Origin of the sequence: Streptomyces sp. NPDC058092, from assembly GCF_042884935.1 — a bacterium.
Classification (GTDB): domain Bacteria; phylum Actinomycetota; class Actinomycetes; order Streptomycetales; family Streptomycetaceae; genus Streptomyces.
Genome location: NZ_JBHVSY010000028.1, coordinates 94,755 through 111,624, shown reverse-complemented (window position 1 = coordinate 111,624; position 16,870 = coordinate 94,755). Strand labels below are relative to the sequence as shown.

Here is a 16,870-nt window from a genome sequence, read left to right as displayed (position 1 = left end):
CGGGGGTTGCTTTCCAGTTCTTCGCTTTCGCGTTTCCCTTTCCGGCGAGTCCGACTCTATCAGATCCTTTCGGGCCTGATTCCCAGTCAGCGGGGTTTGTCTTCCTGGCCGTTGGGCCGTTCCGACGTTCCAAACTCTAGCGGATTTTCCCGGCGGCTCATAATCGAGTCTTCGAAATTAATTTCGGCATGCCGAAATTTTCCCGAGTGGGAGATCGTGCTGAGTTTTGGTTGCCGCATTCGCGGCGGGATTGGTTGTCGCAGAACCGTTCCGGCTCGGTGACAACTCGAAGAACCTTACGGGTCGTGGAGGGGGGTGTCAACCCGGCCAGGTCAAGCCGTTTTCCTGCGTGTCCGGCACGGGTTCAGTCCAGGTCGGTGAGGCGGCCGCCGGCGTCCGGCTGGGCGTGCTCCACGCGGCGCAGGAGGCGGATCAGCATGTCGCCGAGGACTCCGCGTTCGTCGCCGGCGAGGTCCTGGAGCAGGTCCTCCTCGAAGGCGGTGGCCATGCGCATCGCCTCCAGCCACTTCGTGCGGCCCTCATCGGTCAGCTCGACGATCACCCGAACCCGGTTGTTCTCGTCCCGGTCGCGGGTGACCAGGCCCTCGCCCGCCATGCGGTCGATGCGGTGGGTCATCGCGGCCGGGGTGAGACCGAGGCGCTTGGCCAGCTCTCCCGGGCCCAGGCGGTACGGGGAGCCGGCCAGGACCAGGGTCTTGAGGACCTCCCACTCGGCGTTGCTGATGCCGAGGGCGGCGAGCTGGCGGCCGTACGCCACGTTCATCCGGCGGTTCAGCCGGCCCAGGGCCGAGACGACCTGCTCGACCTGGGGGTCCAGGTCCCGGAACTCGCGCTGGTAGGCGGCGAGCTGCTCGTCGAGGCTCGGCTCCTGCGGGCCGGGCTGCTCGGTGGTGTCAGACATGGCGGGCAGTATGGCATGCCCTCCAAAGCCGTCGAAGTCCTTCGGCTTGAATTGTTGAGCATCTAACTTTAGTGCTAAAGTCTTCGGGTTCGAGTCGTTTGGTGGCTCGGCAAGTCGCTTCGAGACCTTGAGGTAGGTGAGTGTGACCAGGGAGATGGGTGCAGCACTTCGGCGGATCCAGCTGGGGAGCGCGCTGAGCGCGTTCGGGCTGGGGTTCACCGTTCCGTATCTGTACGTCTATGTGGCACAGGTACGGGATCTGGGTGCCGGCACCGCGGGAGTCGTGCTGGCGGTCTTCGCCATGGCGGCGCTGGCTGTCCTGCCGTTCAGCGGGCGTGTCATCGACCGGCGCGGGCCGCTGCCCGTGCTCGTCGTCGCCTCGGTCGTCGCTTCCCTGGGCTCGATCGCCCTCGGCCTGTCGTCGGGTGTGACCGCCACCGTACTGTCGGCCGCGGTCCTCGGGGCCGGTACGGCGGTCATGCAGCCGGCGCTCGCCACCATGCTCGTGTGGTGCTCCAGCACCGCCACCCGTACGCGCGCCTTCGCCATGCAGTTCTTCCTGCAGAACCTCGGGCTCGGCATCGGTGGGCTGGTCGGCGGACAGATCGTCGACACGAGCCGGCCGGAGACCTTCACCCTGCTGTTCCTCATCGAGGCGGCGATGTTCGTCGTGCTCGGTGTCATCACCGCCACGGTGCGGCTGTCCCGTACGCCGTCCTTCTCCGACTCCAGGCCCACCGACGGGTCCAAGGCGCCGGGCGGGCTGCGGGCGCTGCTGTCGCACCGGGCCATGGTGCAGCTGTGCGTGCTGGGCTTCGTGGTGTTCTTCGCCTGCTACGGACAGTTCGAGTCCGGGCTCGCGGCGTACGGCACCGAGGCCGCCGGGATCCAGCCCTCGACGCTCGGTATCGCACTGGCCGCCAACACCGCCGTCATCGTCGTGGCGCAGTTCGTCGTGCTGCGTCTGGTGGAGCGGCGCAGGCGCAGCCGGGTCATCGCCTCGGTCGGTCTGATCTGGGCGTTCGCCTGGATCGTGGCCGGGTACGCGGGGCTCGGGCACGGCAGCCAGACCATGGCGACGGCCGCGATGATCTCCACGTACGCGCTGTTCGGGCTCGGTGAGTCGATGCTGTCGCCGACCGTGGCGCCGCTGGTCGCCGATCTGGCGCCGGAGTCGATGGTCGGGCAGTACAACTCCGCCTTCGCCCTGTGCAAGCAGCTCGCACTCGCGGTCGGTCCGGCCGTGGGCGGGCCGATGGGGGCGACGCTGCACGGGCCGTACATCGTGACGTTCGTGCTGTTCTCGCTGGGCATCACGGTGCTGGCGCTGCGGCTCGGCCGACGGCTCACTCCCGTACAGGATCAGCCTTCGATCGAGGCGGCGCCGTCCAGGGTGGTGGCCGTGTCACTGCCGGAGGCCGAGCCGGTGACCGCCGCCCCCGCCGTCGCCACTCGCTGAGTCCGTGTCCGGGGCGGTAGGGGGCCTGCTGTGACAGGGCCCCTACCGCGGCAGGGCGAATTCGCACCAGACCGCCTTGCCGCCGCCCGGGGTGCGGCGGCTGCCCCAGGACGTGGCGATCGTCGCGACGATGGAGATGCCGCGGCCCGCTTCGTCCGCCGGATCGGCGCGGCGGCGGCGCGGCATGTGGTCGTCGCCGTCGGTCACCTCGATGATCAGGCGGCGGTCGGTGCGGCGCAGGCCCAGGCGCATCGGCGGGGTGCCGTGCTTGAGGGAGTTCGCGACGAGTTCGCCCGCGGCCAGGACGCCCAGGTCGCAGAGCTCGACCGGGAATCGCCACGACGTCAGGACGCCGCTCGCGAACGCGCGGGCGCGCGGCGCCGCCTCCACGCCGCCGAGGAGTTCGAGCGAGGCGTTGTGGAACAGCTCCGCGTCCGCGCCGGTACGGGCGGGGTGCTGGACCACCAGCACCGCCACGTCGTCGTCGTGCTCCGCGGTGACGCCGAGGGAGCGGATCAGCCGGTCGCAGACCACCTGGGGGGAACCCTTCGCCCCGGAAAGAGCGCGCTCCAGGGCGGCGACACCCTCGTCGATGTCCTCGCTGCGGCGCTCCACCAGGCCGTCCGTATAGAGGACCGCGGTGGAACCGGGCGGCAGCGCGATCGTGCCCGATGTGTGGATCCAGCCGCCGGTGCCGAGCGGCGGTCCTGTCGGGTCCTCGGCGCGGTGGACCGTACCGTCCTCGTGGCACACCAGGATCGGGAGGTGCCCGGCGGAGGCGTAGACGAGCCGGCCCTCGTTCGGATCGTGGACCGCGTAGGCGCAGGTGGCGATCTGGCTGGCGTCGATCTCGGCGGCGAGACCGTCGAGGAGCTGGAGCACCTCGTGGGGCGGGAGGTCGAGGCGGGCGTAGGCGCGCACGGCGGTGCGGAGCTGGCCCATGACGGCGGCGGCCCGTACCCCACGTCCCATCACGTCACCGATGACCAGGGCGGTGCGGCCCGCGCCGAGGGTGATGACGTCGTACCAGTCGCCGCCGACCGCGGCGTCCGTGCCACCGGGCTGGTAGGTGGCGGCGATCCGCAGGTCGTCGGGCTGCTCCAGCTCCTGCGGGAGCAGGGAGCGCTGGAGGGTGACGGCCGTTTCGCGGTGGCGGCGCTCGCTGGCGCGGAGCCGTTCGGCCGCTTCGGCGTGGTCGGTGACGTCGGCGGCGTACACGAGCACTCCGCCTTCGGTACCTCTCTTGCTCTTGTCCTTCTTGGTCTGCTTGTTGCTCCTGGCCCCTTCGCCGTTGTCGGCTTCGGCGTCGCTGTCCCGGTGTACCGGGGTGCAGGTCACGGTGTACGAATTGCCGCTGCGGACTTTGCGGGACTTGACCGTACGGGGTGTGCCGCTGCGCAGGACCTGGTCCATGAGGGGCAGCAGGCTGAGCTCGGCGAGCTCGGGCATGGCCTCGGCGGCGGGGGCGCCGGCCGGGCGGGGTCCGAAGGCGGCGGCGTAGGCGTCGTTGACGTACGCGATCCGGTGGTCGGGGCCGTACACCAGGGCCACCAGGGCGGGCAGCTGGCCGAGGATGTCCTGGGCCGAGAGATCCTCCAGGGCGGGGCCGCGGTCCCCGGGAGGCGCGCCGTGCGTGTCGCCCCGCGCGCCGCCGTCCGGTGGGCAGGGCCCGGTCCCGGGCCCTGCGTACTCGGCGCGGGCCGAGGGCACGGAACTGTGGTCGTCCCGTGCGGCGGCGCGACGCTGCGTTCCGGGTAGGCGGGCGCTCCAACGCGTGAAGTTCACGGAATTTCTGGCCTCGTGTGTCGGTCTGGTCCGCTGGGGCGGGCTGCTCACTGTCGGTCACTGCCGGCCGGGTCACTCTGTGCAGATGTGGGCCCACCTATGGTCACACGTCCAGTGTGGCGGACCGTACTGACAGTCGTCGGTACGGTCCGGCCCCGGTCGGGTGACGTGGCGGGCCGACGGGCAGTCAGCCGCCGTTGCCCGGCGGGCCGTCGGGGGCCGGGGGGTGGTCCGGCCCGGGGCGTTTGCCTCCTGCGGCGAGTTCGAATTCGGCGCGCGGGTGTTCCAGCGAGCCGAGCGAGACGATCTCGCGCTTGAAGAGCCCGGCGAGGGTCCATTCGGCAAGGACGCGGGCCTTCCGGTTGAACGTCGGAACCCGGCTGAGGTGATACGTACGGTGCATCAGCCAGGCCGGGTAGCCCTTGAGCTTGCGACCGTAGACGTGGGCGACGCCCTTGTGGAGGCCGAGTGAGGCGACGGAGCCCGCGTAGCTGTGCCGGTACTCCGTGAGGGGTTCGCCGCTGATCGACGCGAGGACGTTGTCGGCGAGGGCCTTGGCCTGGCGCACGGCGTGCTGGGCGTTGGGCGCGGTCTCCTTGCCCGTTTCCGCGGCGGTCAGATCGGGCACGGCCGCGGCGTCCCCGGCGGCCCAGGCGTGCTCGACCCCTTCCACGGTGAGTTCTGCCGTGCATCTGAGTCTGCCGCGCTCGTTGAGCGGGAGATCGGTGGCGGCGAGGACCGGCGCGGGTTTGACGCCCGCGGTCCACACGACGGTGCGGGTCGGGAAGCGGGAACCGTCGCTCAGGACGGCGATCCGGTCCTCGCAGGACTCCAGCCTGGTGTCGAGGCGTACGTCGATATTGCGGCCGCGCAGCTCACGGATCGCGTAGACGCCCATCGCCTCACCGACCTCGGGGAGGATGCGGTCCGACGCCTCGACGAGGATCCACTTCAGGTCGTCCGCCTTGATGTTGTGGTAGTACCGCGAGGTGTAGCGGGCCATGTCCTCCAGCTCGGCGAGGGCCTCGACGCCCGCGTAGCCGCCGCCGACGAAGACGAAGGTGAGGGCGGCGTCGCGGATGGCCGGGTCGCGGGTGGCGGAGGCGATGTCCATCTGCTCGATGACGTGGTTGCGCAGGCCGATGGCCTCCTCGATGGTCTTGAAGCCGATGCCGTGCTCGGCGAGGCCGGGGATCGGGAGGGTGCGCGAGACGGAGCCGGGTGCGAGGACGAGTTCGTCGTACGGGATCTCGACGGCGCCGGTGCCGTCCTCCCCGGTGGCGAGGGTGGTGACGGTCGCGGTGCGTTTGGCGTGGTCGATACGTTCTGCCTCACCGATCACGATCGTGCAGTCCGCCAGGACCCGGCGCAGCGGCACGACGACATGGCGCGGCGAGATCGAACCGGCGGCCGCTTCGGGCAGGAACGGCTGATACGTCATATAGGGCTCCGGGGTGACGACGACGATCTCGGCCTCACCGCTTCTGAGTCTCTGCTTCAGCTTCCGCTGGAGACGCAGTGCGGTGTACATCCCGACGTAGCCGCCGCCGACGACGAGAATGCGCACACCCGGCGGGGGGCCGGGGGGTGTTCCCCCGGAATCTGAAGCCATCACCACCCCATGACGCAACGTGCTCAAGGGTTTGTCCACAGCCCCGGCAAATTGTGTGACCGGAGGTTCTGGACAGGCCGCTGCTGCTGATCGCCGTGGGGATACGGAAGCTGCGCAGGTCAGAGGTTGGGGTGGGGGTGGTGGGCGGGGGTCGAATCAGTGACCAAGCGGTCCTTGCTCCGATCGGGGGGCGCTCCGTGCGGAACTACCCCCTTCTGAATTGACTCGGGCTCAACTATGTTCGTATGTCGTCGGGGTGCCGGGTGGAGACCATGATCCGCGCTCCGGCTCAAACGGCGGGAAGTCTCCGGGGGGAGACGTCATAACCGGGGGAACAGCTATGCACATTCAGGATTCTCATTGGCAGACTGCTGCGGCAGTCACGTCCCATTCGTCCGACGAAAACGGGCGAAACGGTGCAGTGGGGACAGTGGACACGGTAGGTCCGGTCGGCGCGGTCGCAGCGGCCGAACCAGGCGGGACGGGCGGGGCGGGCGCGTCGGCCGCGACGGTCGGGGCGGTTGCGGCCAACGGCCGCTCGGCTCCGCTCCGCGTGGACGCACAGCGCAATCTGGAACATGTGCTGCGAGCCGCACGCGAAGTGTTCGGCGAGCTGGGATACGGGGCTCCGATGGAGGACGTGGCGCGTCGCGCCAGAGTCGGAGTCGGCACGGTGTACCGGCGGTTCCCGAGCAAGGACGTGCTGGTGCGGCGGATAGCCGAGGAGGAGACCTCCCGGCTGACGGACCAGGCGCGGACCGCGCTGGGCCAGGAGGACGAGCCGTGGTCGGCGCTGTCGCGCTTCCTGCGGACGTCCGTGGCCTCGGGTGCGGGGCGGCTGCTGCCGCCTCAGGTGCTGCGGGTCGGAGTGGATGTCGACTCCGCTGCCGACTCCACGGCCGCTGCCGCCGTTTCTGCCGCCGCCCCGGCTGTGGTCGGGGAGTCGGGGGACACGGCGGCCTCCGGATCGGGATCAGGCTCGGGCGGCGCTCGGGACGAGACGTGGGTGCCTCAGCAGAGGCAGGGCGCGGGTCACACTGGCCCCCGGCCGGCTGACGGGCGTTCAGCCGTGGAGACCGGCCTCGATGACGACGGCACGGGAACCGGTGAGCTGCTGGAGGTCGTCGGCCGCCTGGTGGAACGGGCGCGGGCAGCCGGTGAGCTTCGCCGTGACGTGACGGTGGCGGATGTGCTGCTGGTCATCGCGACGGCGGCGCCTTCGCTCCCCGATGCGGCTCAGCAGGCCGCAGCTTCGAGCCGGTTGCTGGACATCCTGCTGGAGGGGCTGCGTTCGCGGGGCGTTGCGTGAGCCGTGAGCGGAGTGCTTCCGCGGGGCGTGCGCGGGTGTGTCGCGCTGCGTTCGCGGGGCGTTGCGTGAGCCGTGAGCGGAGTGCTTCCGCGGGGCAGGCGCGGGTGTGTCGGCGCGTGAGCGGGTCGGCGTCTGAAGCCTGGTGGTGTCTGAGCCTGGTGGCGTCGGCTCAGGTCGGCGTCTGAAGCCTGATGGCGTCGGCGCGGTAAGGGGTGGCGGCGCGTGGGTGTGGTGGTGCGCGGGCGTGTTACGTGCGCGCACTGCCTCTCCGGGGCGGATGGCCGGGGTGCGCGGTCGGGCCCGGTTGCCGGGGTGCGCGGTCGATGTGAATGACCGGCCGCGCATGGCTGGCGTGAATAGGTTGCTGCGTTCGGTGGTTCGCAATCCGCAGTCCGCAGCCTGCGTGGCCGTTTCGGCGAGGCGGGCTCGGCGGCTCATTGTCGCCCATACGCTCTCGCATTCGTCTTATATGTCCGACTCGTCTGTCCGGTCTTACGTGACTGCGCTTCTCGGCTCCGGCTCCCACGGCTGCCCCAGTCCACAGACCCGGCGCTCCACGGCTTCTGATCGGTGTCGGTCCGGTGCCTGGTCGGTGTTTGGTCGGCGGTGCGTTGACTCCCCGTGGCCCTCGTCGGTGGAGCTGCCCGCCCGTTGTCTGCGGCCCACCCGCGTAAAAGAGCTCAATCCCCTTCCCCGAATAGGTGATCACTAGTGCTCATATTCGGGGAAACGCCCCGGATGAGTGGTTGCAGGGGCTGAAGGGTCGGCGTGATTGCGCCATGTGGCACTCTTGCCCGGGTGTTCGGGTCCGACAGCGCAAACGGGGGCTTCCGCGATGAGCGGTGACGGGCAGCAGGAAGAGTCGCTCGACGACGTCTCCGCCACGGGCGGTGTGACGGAGGCCGGTGGGCCGCCCTCCCGGCAGGTACCGAGCCAGGCGGGGCCCGAGCGGTCGGTTGGTGACGTCGCGGGCGGCACCGTCCTGCCCGGTCCGTGGCCGGCGCCCGTCGACGCCGGATTCGGCGCCGGTGTCGAGGCCGACGCTGCGGTGCCGATGCAGCGGGTGGGCAGCAGCACCAGCGCCGCCGGTGCCTCCGACTCCCCTTTCTCCGACGCCGAGCTGATCGGACAGATGCGGGACGGCGACGATCTCGCGTACGAGGAGCTGTTCCGGCGGCACTCGGACGCGGTGCGCCGCTACGCGCGGACCTGCTGCCGGGACGCGCACACCGCCGACGACCTGACGGCCGAGGTCTTCGCCCGCACGCTGCAGGCGGTACGCCGGGGCAAGGGGCCCGAGCAGGCGGTACGGGCCTACCTCATGACGGCTGTCCGGCATGTCGGAGCCGCCTGGACCAAGACCGCGAAGCGGGAGCAACTGGTCGATGACTTCGCGGTGTTCGCCGCGCACGCATCCCAGGCCTCCCAGGTGTCGGACGCGGACACGCTCGACCTCGGTGCGGATGTACTGGCGATGCACGAGGCCGAGCAGTCGATGGCGATGCAGGCGTTCCGCAGTCTGCCGGAGCGCTGGCAGGCGGTGCTGTGGCACACCACCGTCGAGGAGGAGTCGCCCAGCGAGATCGCCCCGCTGTTCGGGCTGACCGCCAATGCCACGGCGGTCCTGGCCGGCCGGGCCCGCGAAGGGCTCAAGCAGGCCTACCTGCAGGCGCATGTGAGTCAGGCGCTCACCTCGGGCGGCGACTGTGCGCGGTACGCCGACCGCCTCGGCGCGTATGCCCGGGGTGGGCTCCGGATGCGGGCCGAGCGCGGCCTGCGGGGGCATCTGGACGAGTGCGCGAAGTGCCGGCTCGCCGCGGGCGAACTGGCCCATGTCAACGCCGGGATTCCTGCGCTGCTGCCGGTCGCGGTCATCGGCTGGTTCGCCGCCGGGTACGCGCTCAAGGCTGCCGGAATCGTCGCCGGTGGCGCGGCGGGAGCCGCGGGTGCGGGTGCCGCCGCGGCGACGACCGGCGGGAGCTCTTCCGGGGGCGCCGCCGGTGGTGCCGCGGTCTCGGAAGGGCTCGGTGCCGCGGCGAAGGCCGGTATCGCGGCGGCGGTTGCCGTGGCGGTGGCGGCCGGACTGACCTGGGCGCTGGTCGGCGACGACCAGCCGATGCCCGAGGCCGCACAGCCGGCCTTGCCCGCTGTCGTGGCGCCCGCTTCACCTACGCCGACTCCCCCGCAGCCGCCACCGCCGCCGAAACCCACTCGGCCCCTGCCACCAGCACCACCGGCGTCCGCGCCGCCGCCCGCGCCGAAGTCCAAGCCGATACCGACGCCGACGCCGACGCCCACACCGACTCCGGCTCCGGCCCCGGTTCCGAAACCCACTCCCGAGCCGACGACACCCGCGCCGAAGCCCTCTCCGCCGAAGCCGACCCCTCCTCCACCGCCGCCGCCCGCACCGACCGCCTATCGGCTCAGCGAGCTGAGCTACTCGATGGTGGGCGACCACACCGGGCCGGAGGTGGTGATCAATGAGAGCAACTGGGTCTGGCAGCGTTCCGGTCTGTCGATCGGAGGCACGCAGTACGCGCACGGGGTCACCGTCCACGGCAAGTCCTCGGTCACCATCCAGCTGAACCGGCAGTGCACGCGTTACGAGGCCATGGTCGGGGTCGACGACATGACCAAGGGGCTGGGCTCCGTGCGCTTCTCCGTCTTCAACGGTGGCGGGATGCGGCTGTGGCAGTCCCCGGTGATGAACGGCAACGACCCGGCCGTTCCCGTCGGGGTCGGCATCGCCGGTCAGGAAAAGATCCGGCTCGTCGTCGAGCGGGAACGTCCGGGCGGCGGCGCGACACTTGCCGACTGGGCGGATTCGACCATCACTTGTCGGTGAGACGACGGGCGGTCAGACGGCGGGGGCATCCGGCGCGGCAGTGGCATCCGGGAGTTCTGTGGTGATGCGGGTCAGGAGCTCGATGACGTCGTCGACCGTCAGCGTGCGGCCCGCGGCGCGCTCCGACTCGTACAGCTGAGGCCCCAGCTCCTCGCGCGCCTGCCGCTCGACCTCGTCCGCCTCGGCCTGTTGCGCCTTGGTCCGAGGACTGGTGAGGCACCAGCCGTCGGCCGCCGCCAGTATCCGTACGGCTTCGCCATGGCGTCCCACCTTCGGCAGCACCGCCGCGACACCGTCCGCCAGATGTCCGGTGACGAGCTCGGCGCACTGGGCGTCCCGCGCCTCGCGAAGTGCCAGCGTCAGGCCGCGTACCCCGGCCGCCGGGCCGCCCCCGGGCCCCGGCTCGTGCACGGAGATCCGCGCGTCCAGCCCCTTGACCACCGCAGTGAAGTGCGACGGCGGGCTGCCCCGCCCGGCCGCCGCCTCCACCTCGGTGACCAGCCGTCGCGCCCCCGCGATCTCACCGCGGTCCAGGGCCAGGGTGGCACGCAGAAAGTGGGCGTAGGCGCGGGCGTCGTGCACCTGGAGGCGCTCCGCCTCGGTCTCGGACTCCGTCAGCAGCCGTTCGAAGGCCGCCAGGTCCCCGGTCCGGTAAGCGAGTTCCGCGAGGCGTGCGAGCAGGAACGGCGCTTCGACGTGTGCCCCGACCTCGCGGGCGAGCAGCAGCGCCTCCTCGTACGCCGCACCCGCGTCCTCGTACCGTCCGCGCATCACGCCCGCCTCCGCGGCGGCGCTCGCGACCTGTGCGCGCAGCCAGCGGTCGCCGACCCGGCGGGCCAGGTCGCGCAGTTCGGCAAGATCCTCGTCGACCCCGGGCATGCCGCCCGGCATGTCCACGATCATGTGGGTACGGAACATCAGCGCGACGCCGTACTCCCAGGCGCCGCCGTGGATACGGGCGTTGGCGACCCCAGCCTCGACCATCCCGTGCGCCTCGGCGGTGGTACGGCTCACGAACGAGGTCATCGGCCAGAGCAGTCCCGGGAAGCGGGCGGCCTGTGGGCCGGAGGACATGAACGCGTCAGTCACCCGGCCGATCAGGGCCCGCCGACGGCCGTCACCGCGGACGTCGCCGGCCGGCCGGCTCTCCGCCGCGAGGAAGAACCGCAGCATCTCCAACTGCATGCGCGGCCAGAAGCGGGGGTCGCTGCCGTGCGACGGTTCCGGTCCGAGCGCCACGGCCCGCTCGGACCAGGTGAGCCCCTCGGCACGGTAGTTGCGCAGCCACCAGAACCACCCCATGCCGAGCACCAGGCGTGCCGCGTCCGCTTCCGACGGGCAGGTGACGGTGGTGCGGGTGAGGGCGGCCCGGATGTTGTCCAGGTCGGTCTCCAGGCGGTCGATCCAGCGCAGTTGCTCGCCGGAGCGAAGGCGGGGCTCGGCCGCCTCCACCAGCGCGACGAAGTACGCGGTGTGCGCTCTCGCGGCGGCGGCGCGTACGTCCGGGGCCTCGGCCGCGCGTTCGGTGGCGTACTCGTGAATGGTCTCCAGGAGGCGATAGCGCATCTCGCCGGAGGCGGTGGGGGCGGCGACGACGAGGGACTTGTCCACGAGAGCGCCGATCAGGTCGGCGGCGGAGGGCCGGGCAGTGGGTGCTTCAGCCGTCGTCACGGCTTCCGCGGCGGCCAGGTCCCAGCCGCCCGCGAAGACGGAGACCTGCCGCAGAACCGTACGTTCGTCCTCGTCGAGCAGGTCCCAGGACCAGTCGACGACGGCGCGCAGCGTCTGCTGACGCGGTAGTACGGTCCGGGCCCCGCCGGTGAGCAGACGAAACCGGTCGTCGAGCCGGTCCGCGATCTGACGCGGACTGAGCAGCCGCAGCCGGGCGGCGGCGAGTTCGATGGCGAGCGGCTGCCCGTCGAGCCGCCGGCAGATCTCGGCGACGGCGTCCGGATCGTGTGCGCCCTCCTGCCCGGGGTCGAAGTCCGGGCGTACGGCACGGGCGCGCTCGGCGAACAGGTGGTGGGCGGGATCGGCCGGGAGCGGGCCGACCGGGCGTATGGATTCGCCGGGGACGCCGAGGGGTTCGCGGCTGGTGGCGAGGATGCGCAGCTGCGGGCAGTGGGTGAGCAGGGTTTCGGCAAGGGCGGCGGCCGCGTCGATGACGTGTTCGCAGTTGTCCAGGATGAGCAGGAAGGGGCGGCTGCGGGAGCAGTGCGCCAGGTACTCGACGAGGAGGTCGGTCGGGTCGCTGCGCAGCGGCTGCCCGTCACGGTCGGTGTCCCGGAGGAGCGTCGTCTCACGCAGCCCGAGAGCGGAGAGTACGGCTCCCGGGACATCCACGGGGGCGTCCACGGGCGCGAGTTCGGCGATCCAGGCATCCACGGGGGCCGAGGCCGCCCGGCCGCTTCGGGCGGCGGCCTCCTCGGCGAGACGGGTCTTGCCGGAGCCACCGGGACCGGTGAGGGTGACCAGTCGGGACCGGGTCAGATCGGCGCGGATGGAGCTCAGTTCGGGTTCGCGGCCGACGAAGGAGTTGAGCCGGGGGCGGAGGTTGCCCCGGACGGGGGCGTGGGCGCCGGGTGCGTCGGGCGGGACCGATGTGGCGGAGGTGCCTGAGGGGGTGGAGGCGGCTGAGAGGGCTGAGGGGGTGGAGGCGGCTGAGAGGGACGCGTGGACCGAGGGGAACGAGTGGGCCGAAAGGGATGAGAAGGGCGGTCCGGCTGCTTCGGATGACGTCCCCGACGGAGGCGTGAGCAACTCCCGGTGAAGGGCGACCAGTTCCGGTCCCGGATCGGTGCCGAGGCCGTCGGCGAGGGCGCGGCGGGCCTCCTCGTAAGCGGCCAGCGCGTCGGCCCGGCGGCCTTCGGCGCGCAGGGCGCGGACCAGCTGGGCCCGGAAGCGTTCGTCGTACGGGTGGGCGGCGGTCAGCTCCTTGAGCTCCGGTACGAGGGTGCGCGGGCCGGCCCCGGTCGCGGCGCACCGCAAATCGGCCTCGATGCGGCGTTCCAGCGTGGCCAGGCGGTGGGCCTCCGGGCGCAGACCGTGGCCGTTCTCCCGGTCCGGCAGGTCGACGAGGGCCGGGCCACGCCACAGGGCGAGCGCGGTACGCAGTGTGCGGGCGGCCGTCACGGGGTCGCCCGCGTCGAGCTCGTCGGCCCCCTGCCGGGACAGCCGCTCGAACACGTGCAGGTCGACCTCGTCGGGCGCGGCCGCCAAGCGGTAACCGCCGTGGTCGCTGGTGATCGCGTCCCTGCCGAGCACCCGGCGCAGCCGGCCCACGAGGGCCTGGAGTGCGGCGGGAGCGTCGTGCGGGGGATCCCCGGCCCATACGTCGTCGACGAGATCGGCGACGTGCACGGGCCGGCCCGTACGCAGGGCGAGTGCGGCAAGGAGGGCGCGCAGCCGCGTACCGCCCACGGGCAGCGCCCTGCCGTTCTCGTCTCGCGCCTCGGTGACGCCGAGGATCAGGTACCGCATCCGGCCATTCTGTCCCGTGGGGCGGACGGAAGCAGGCGCCCGACGGCGGGATCGACGCGGCGCGTCCGGTATCGGATGCCCGGCCGCGCGCCCATCAGCGGACGCAATCCCCCGTCGAAGGTCCCCGTCGGCCACGCCCCACGCCGCCCGCGCCTACGGTTGCAGCGTCCGCCTCGCCGGAACGATTCCGCCCGCGACCGCGCGCTGGCGCGGCGCCGCCGTGCCCGTCCAGCAGGTGCCGCGCCGTGACACGAGTCGGCGGAGCCACAGTTCCATGGACGCCAGATGCGCCAGGCCGTCCAGCGGGAGCGGTTCGCCCTCCGAGGCCGCGCGCAGGGCCTTCCGTACGACGCGGGCCTCGACCAGGCCCGCGTCGGCGAGCAGCGGTGCGTCGAAGAGGGCGATCAGGTCGGGGAGCGCGGCGCGCAGGCCGGTGCGGGCGGTGGCGTTCGCAGTGGCGAGGGAGGGGGTGCCCCAGCCGGGCGGCAGCTCGTGGATGCCCGCGCCCGCGAGCACCCGGCGCAGGATCGCGGCGCGGGCGCCCGGCTGGACGCGGAGCGATTCGGGGAGCGCACGGGCGGCGCGTACGACCTGATTGTCGAGGAACGGGGCGTGCAGCCGCTGACTGCGGTTCTCCGCGGCCTGCTCCAGGATCCGGTGGTCGGCGGCGAACCGGGCGAGGGCCGCCCGTGCGCGGGCCTCGCCCGGGCGCGGGACGGACGCGGGGCGGATCGCCGCCTCCTGCAGACGGAACGCCACCTCGGTGAGCGCCTCTCCGGTCAGCCAGCGCGCGGCGGGTCCCGGCCGTGACCAGGCGAGGGCGGCGAGCGACGCGTCGGCGGGCGTGTCGAGGTCGGGGGCGTGGCGGTTGGCGTCCGGCAGCCGGTCGGCCGCCGTTTCGAGGCCGCTGCGGTACGACGTACGGGACAGGCGGCGGGCCGCCCGGTAGACGGTCAGCGGGACGAAGAGGGAGTGCGCGGTCGGGCCCTCGGCCTTGGCGAGAGCGGCGACCGGGCGCAGCAGATGGCGTCGGCGCCGGTCCATCAGCAGGTCGGCGAGGCGGGCCGGGTGGGCGTCGAGCACCTGCCGGGCGCCGCTGCCGACGAAGTGGTCGGCGCTGCCCGAGGCGAGGCGGCGGCGGTGGCGCTCGGCGACGACGAGGGACGGGGCGGGTTCATCGGTGAGCGGGCCGCCGCCCAGGTCGGCGTAGGGCAGGGCCTCTTCCCCGGCGGCGACGACGACATGGTGCAGGCGCGGGTTGGCGGCGATGACGCGGGCGCGTTCGAGTTCGTCCTCGTGCCCGCGTGCGGTGAGGTCGTTGAAGGTGACGGCGAGCAGCCGCTCCCCCGCTCCCGTGCCGTGGCCGAGGAGGGTGCCGGGCAGGCCCGGCAGTCCGGCGGCGAGCAGGGCGAGGGTGGCGGAGGCGCTGCCTCCGGAGAGGTCGGCGCCGATGCCGGGTACGGGGGCGCCGCGGGCGGCGCGTCGTTCGGCGGGCCCCATGCCGGGGACCGGTCCGGGGTCGGGCGGCAGGGTTTCGGGGGCGTGGCGCGGGGCCGTGAGTCTGGCGCGTACGGCCTCGACCAGCGCGTCGCGCACCCCGTCGACGGCGCTGACCGGGTCGAGTTGGGGCGCGGCGACGGCGAGGGAGGCCACCGCCTCGTACCCGGTGATCTCGCGCGAGCCCTCACGGAGGATGAGTGCGTGCCCCGGCGGGATGCGCTTCACTCCCGCGTACGGGGTGCCGTCGCGCAGCGCCTCCGGGGTTTCGGGGCAGGCGAGCAGGGCGGCCAGGTGACCGATGTCGAGCTGGGCTTCGATGAGGTCGGCGAGCGGGAGTGCGGCGGTGGCGTACGCCGTGCCGCCGGCCCAGGGGGTGTAGAAGACCGGGCGGGCTCCGGCGAGGTCCCCGATGACGGTGATGCGACGGCCGACCTGGACGACGGCCGTGTAGCTGCCGGGCCAGGAGGTGAGATGGCGCAGGGCTCCGCCGCGGGCGGCGAGGAGGCCGACGCGCAGCTGTTCGTCGGTGGCGCTGCAGCAGCCGAGGACGGCGAGTCGGGCGGTGGGCGCGCCTTCGGCGGTCTCGACCTTGCTCGTACGGATCTCGTCGGGGCGCCAGTCGCCGACGGCCCAGAGCGGATCCGGGTCGCCCCACAGGAGTTGGGATCCGACGGGGTGCATCGTGCGCCCCTCGTCGGCGTCGCCGACGGCACCGGCCGTGCCGAAGCGCGCGGCGATACTGCTCCACCCCACCAACCAACGCATCGCCGCCTCCACAGGCTGTGGACAAATCGGCGCAGCAGGACATTATCGGGAGAACTCCGCTAGCGCGCGGCGCCGTTGCGAACATGCTGCCACGACAAACGCGCGCAGGAGGGGCTACGGACGGCGCACGTCGGAAGGGCATGCGCCCCTGGCAAAGACCGAACCGGGCCGGGGTGCGTACGGGCGCACGCCGGGCGGCAACCTGCGCCGGGTTTCCCGCGGGGACGACCGGCGCCTGGCGCGCGCGGCAACTCGAGCGCAACGCGCTTATGGGCCGGGCGTGTTGCGTACCCCGTACGGGCGAGATCCACCGGCCGAAATCCGGCCACGCCCCGAACCGCCCACGGACCGATGCCGTCGGCGACCGACCGATGACGGACGATCACCGGACGGTCGACGAGATGTCCGCGAATCGGTTGCCCCAACCTCGGCCGACCGACGACATTCGGCCATTCTCCGGGCGTGCGGCAACGCGACGACAGGGACCTCACCGCACCAGAAGTCCCTTTCGCCCTGCTTCAATCCCTGCTCCACTCCCCGCATCGTCGACTCGCACCGGCCCGATGCCGGCCCGGCGCCGGTCACATACCGGTCGCGTGCCGGTGGCGTGCGGGTGGGCGTGCCGGCTTCGACGCACAGCCCGACGCAGGGTCCGATGCACAGTCCGGGAGGCGCAGTTCACCTCCCGGACCGGTCCGCCGCCTGCGGGGAATGAGGCGGCAGTGTCCCCCAGCCCACTGAGTCCAATGAAGTGGGCCGACCCACGCAGCAACCATGGAAGCGCTCCCGAAACGGCCGGACGAGAGCGCACGGCCGGGCGCACGGCCACACACCAGGAGCACGTACGGAGCCCGGCGGGCGGGCGCCGCCACCCCGCCCGAGCGGCACGTCACACGGGCTTCCGGGCCGGGTCGCCGGCCGGGTTCGGGCGGGGTCCGCGCCGCTCCGCGCGGCGACGGAGGGGCACCGCGCCGGCAACGGGAGCGACGCCCCACAGCCGACCGCGTACGCACGGACAACAATCCCGCCATACGGACGTCTGCCCCTTAACGGTAGGGATGCGGCGAACTACCCTGTGTTTACTGAGGTTCTCGGCAGGAGGCATATTCCTCGGGGCTCGGCCATATGCGTGTGCGGCGGAGTGCCGGGGCTCGTCCCTGGGGAGGACACGGTACGAATGCCGCGCGCCGCAA

Annotated in this window: 8 protein-coding genes; 3 read left to right on the top strand and 5 right to left on the bottom strand. The window is 72.3% G+C overall.

Annotated elements, in window-relative coordinates:
- Positions 1 to 364: 364 nt before the first annotated feature.
- A complete protein-coding gene (locus tag ACFVV1_RS33960) occupies positions 365 to 922 on the bottom strand; it encodes a MarR family winged helix-turn-helix transcriptional regulator (RefSeq protein WP_389997402.1) in 558 nt (185 codons plus the stop codon).
- Positions 923 to 1,076: 154 nt separating this feature from the next.
- Here ACFVV1_RS33960 and ACFVV1_RS33955 point away from each other — a divergent pair, with 154 nt between their 5' ends.
- Complete coding sequence (locus tag ACFVV1_RS33955; protein WP_389997399.1) at positions 1,077 to 2,381, top strand: MFS transporter; 1,305 nt, start codon at positions 1,077 to 1,079, stop codon at positions 2,379 to 2,381.
- A gap of 42 nt (positions 2,382 to 2,423) precedes the next feature.
- Here ACFVV1_RS33955 and ACFVV1_RS33950 read toward each other — a convergent pair whose 3' ends face one another.
- Complete coding sequence (locus ACFVV1_RS33950) at positions 2,424 to 4,166, bottom strand: SpoIIE family protein phosphatase (RefSeq protein WP_389997396.1); 1,743 nt, start codon at positions 4,164 to 4,166, stop codon at positions 2,424 to 2,426.
- 187 nt (positions 4,167 to 4,353) lie between these two features.
- A complete protein-coding gene (locus ACFVV1_RS33945) occupies positions 4,354 to 5,733 on the bottom strand; it encodes an NAD(P)/FAD-dependent oxidoreductase (RefSeq protein WP_389997393.1) in 1,380 nt (459 codons plus the stop codon).
- A gap of 385 nt (positions 5,734 to 6,118) precedes the next feature.
- On the opposite strand from ACFVV1_RS33945, the gene ACFVV1_RS33940 reads away from it, so the two are divergent.
- Positions 6,119 to 7,087, top strand: a complete 969-nt coding sequence (locus tag ACFVV1_RS33940; protein WP_389997390.1) for a TetR/AcrR family transcriptional regulator — start codon at positions 6,119 to 6,121, stop codon at positions 7,085 to 7,087.
- 835 nt (positions 7,088 to 7,922) lie between these two features.
- Positions 7,923 to 9,932, top strand: coding sequence for a sigma-70 family RNA polymerase sigma factor (locus ACFVV1_RS33935; protein ID WP_389997387.1), 2,010 nt, complete (start codon positions 7,923 to 7,925; stop codon positions 9,930 to 9,932).
- Positions 9,933 to 9,944: 12 nt separating this feature from the next.
- On the opposite strand, the gene ACFVV1_RS33930 is transcribed toward ACFVV1_RS33935, so the two are convergent.
- Positions 9,945 to 13,412: a BTAD domain-containing putative transcriptional regulator gene (locus tag ACFVV1_RS33930; protein ID WP_389997384.1), complete on the bottom strand. Its 3,468-nt coding sequence runs from the start codon at positions 13,410 to 13,412 to the stop codon at positions 9,945 to 9,947.
- A gap of 153 nt (positions 13,413 to 13,565) precedes the next feature.
- On the bottom strand, positions 13,566 to 15,677 hold the full coding sequence (locus tag ACFVV1_RS33925; protein WP_389997381.1) for an asparagine synthase-related protein: 2,112 nt from the start codon (positions 15,675 to 15,677) through the stop codon (positions 13,566 to 13,568).
- Positions 15,678 to 16,870 lie beyond the last annotated feature (1,193 nt).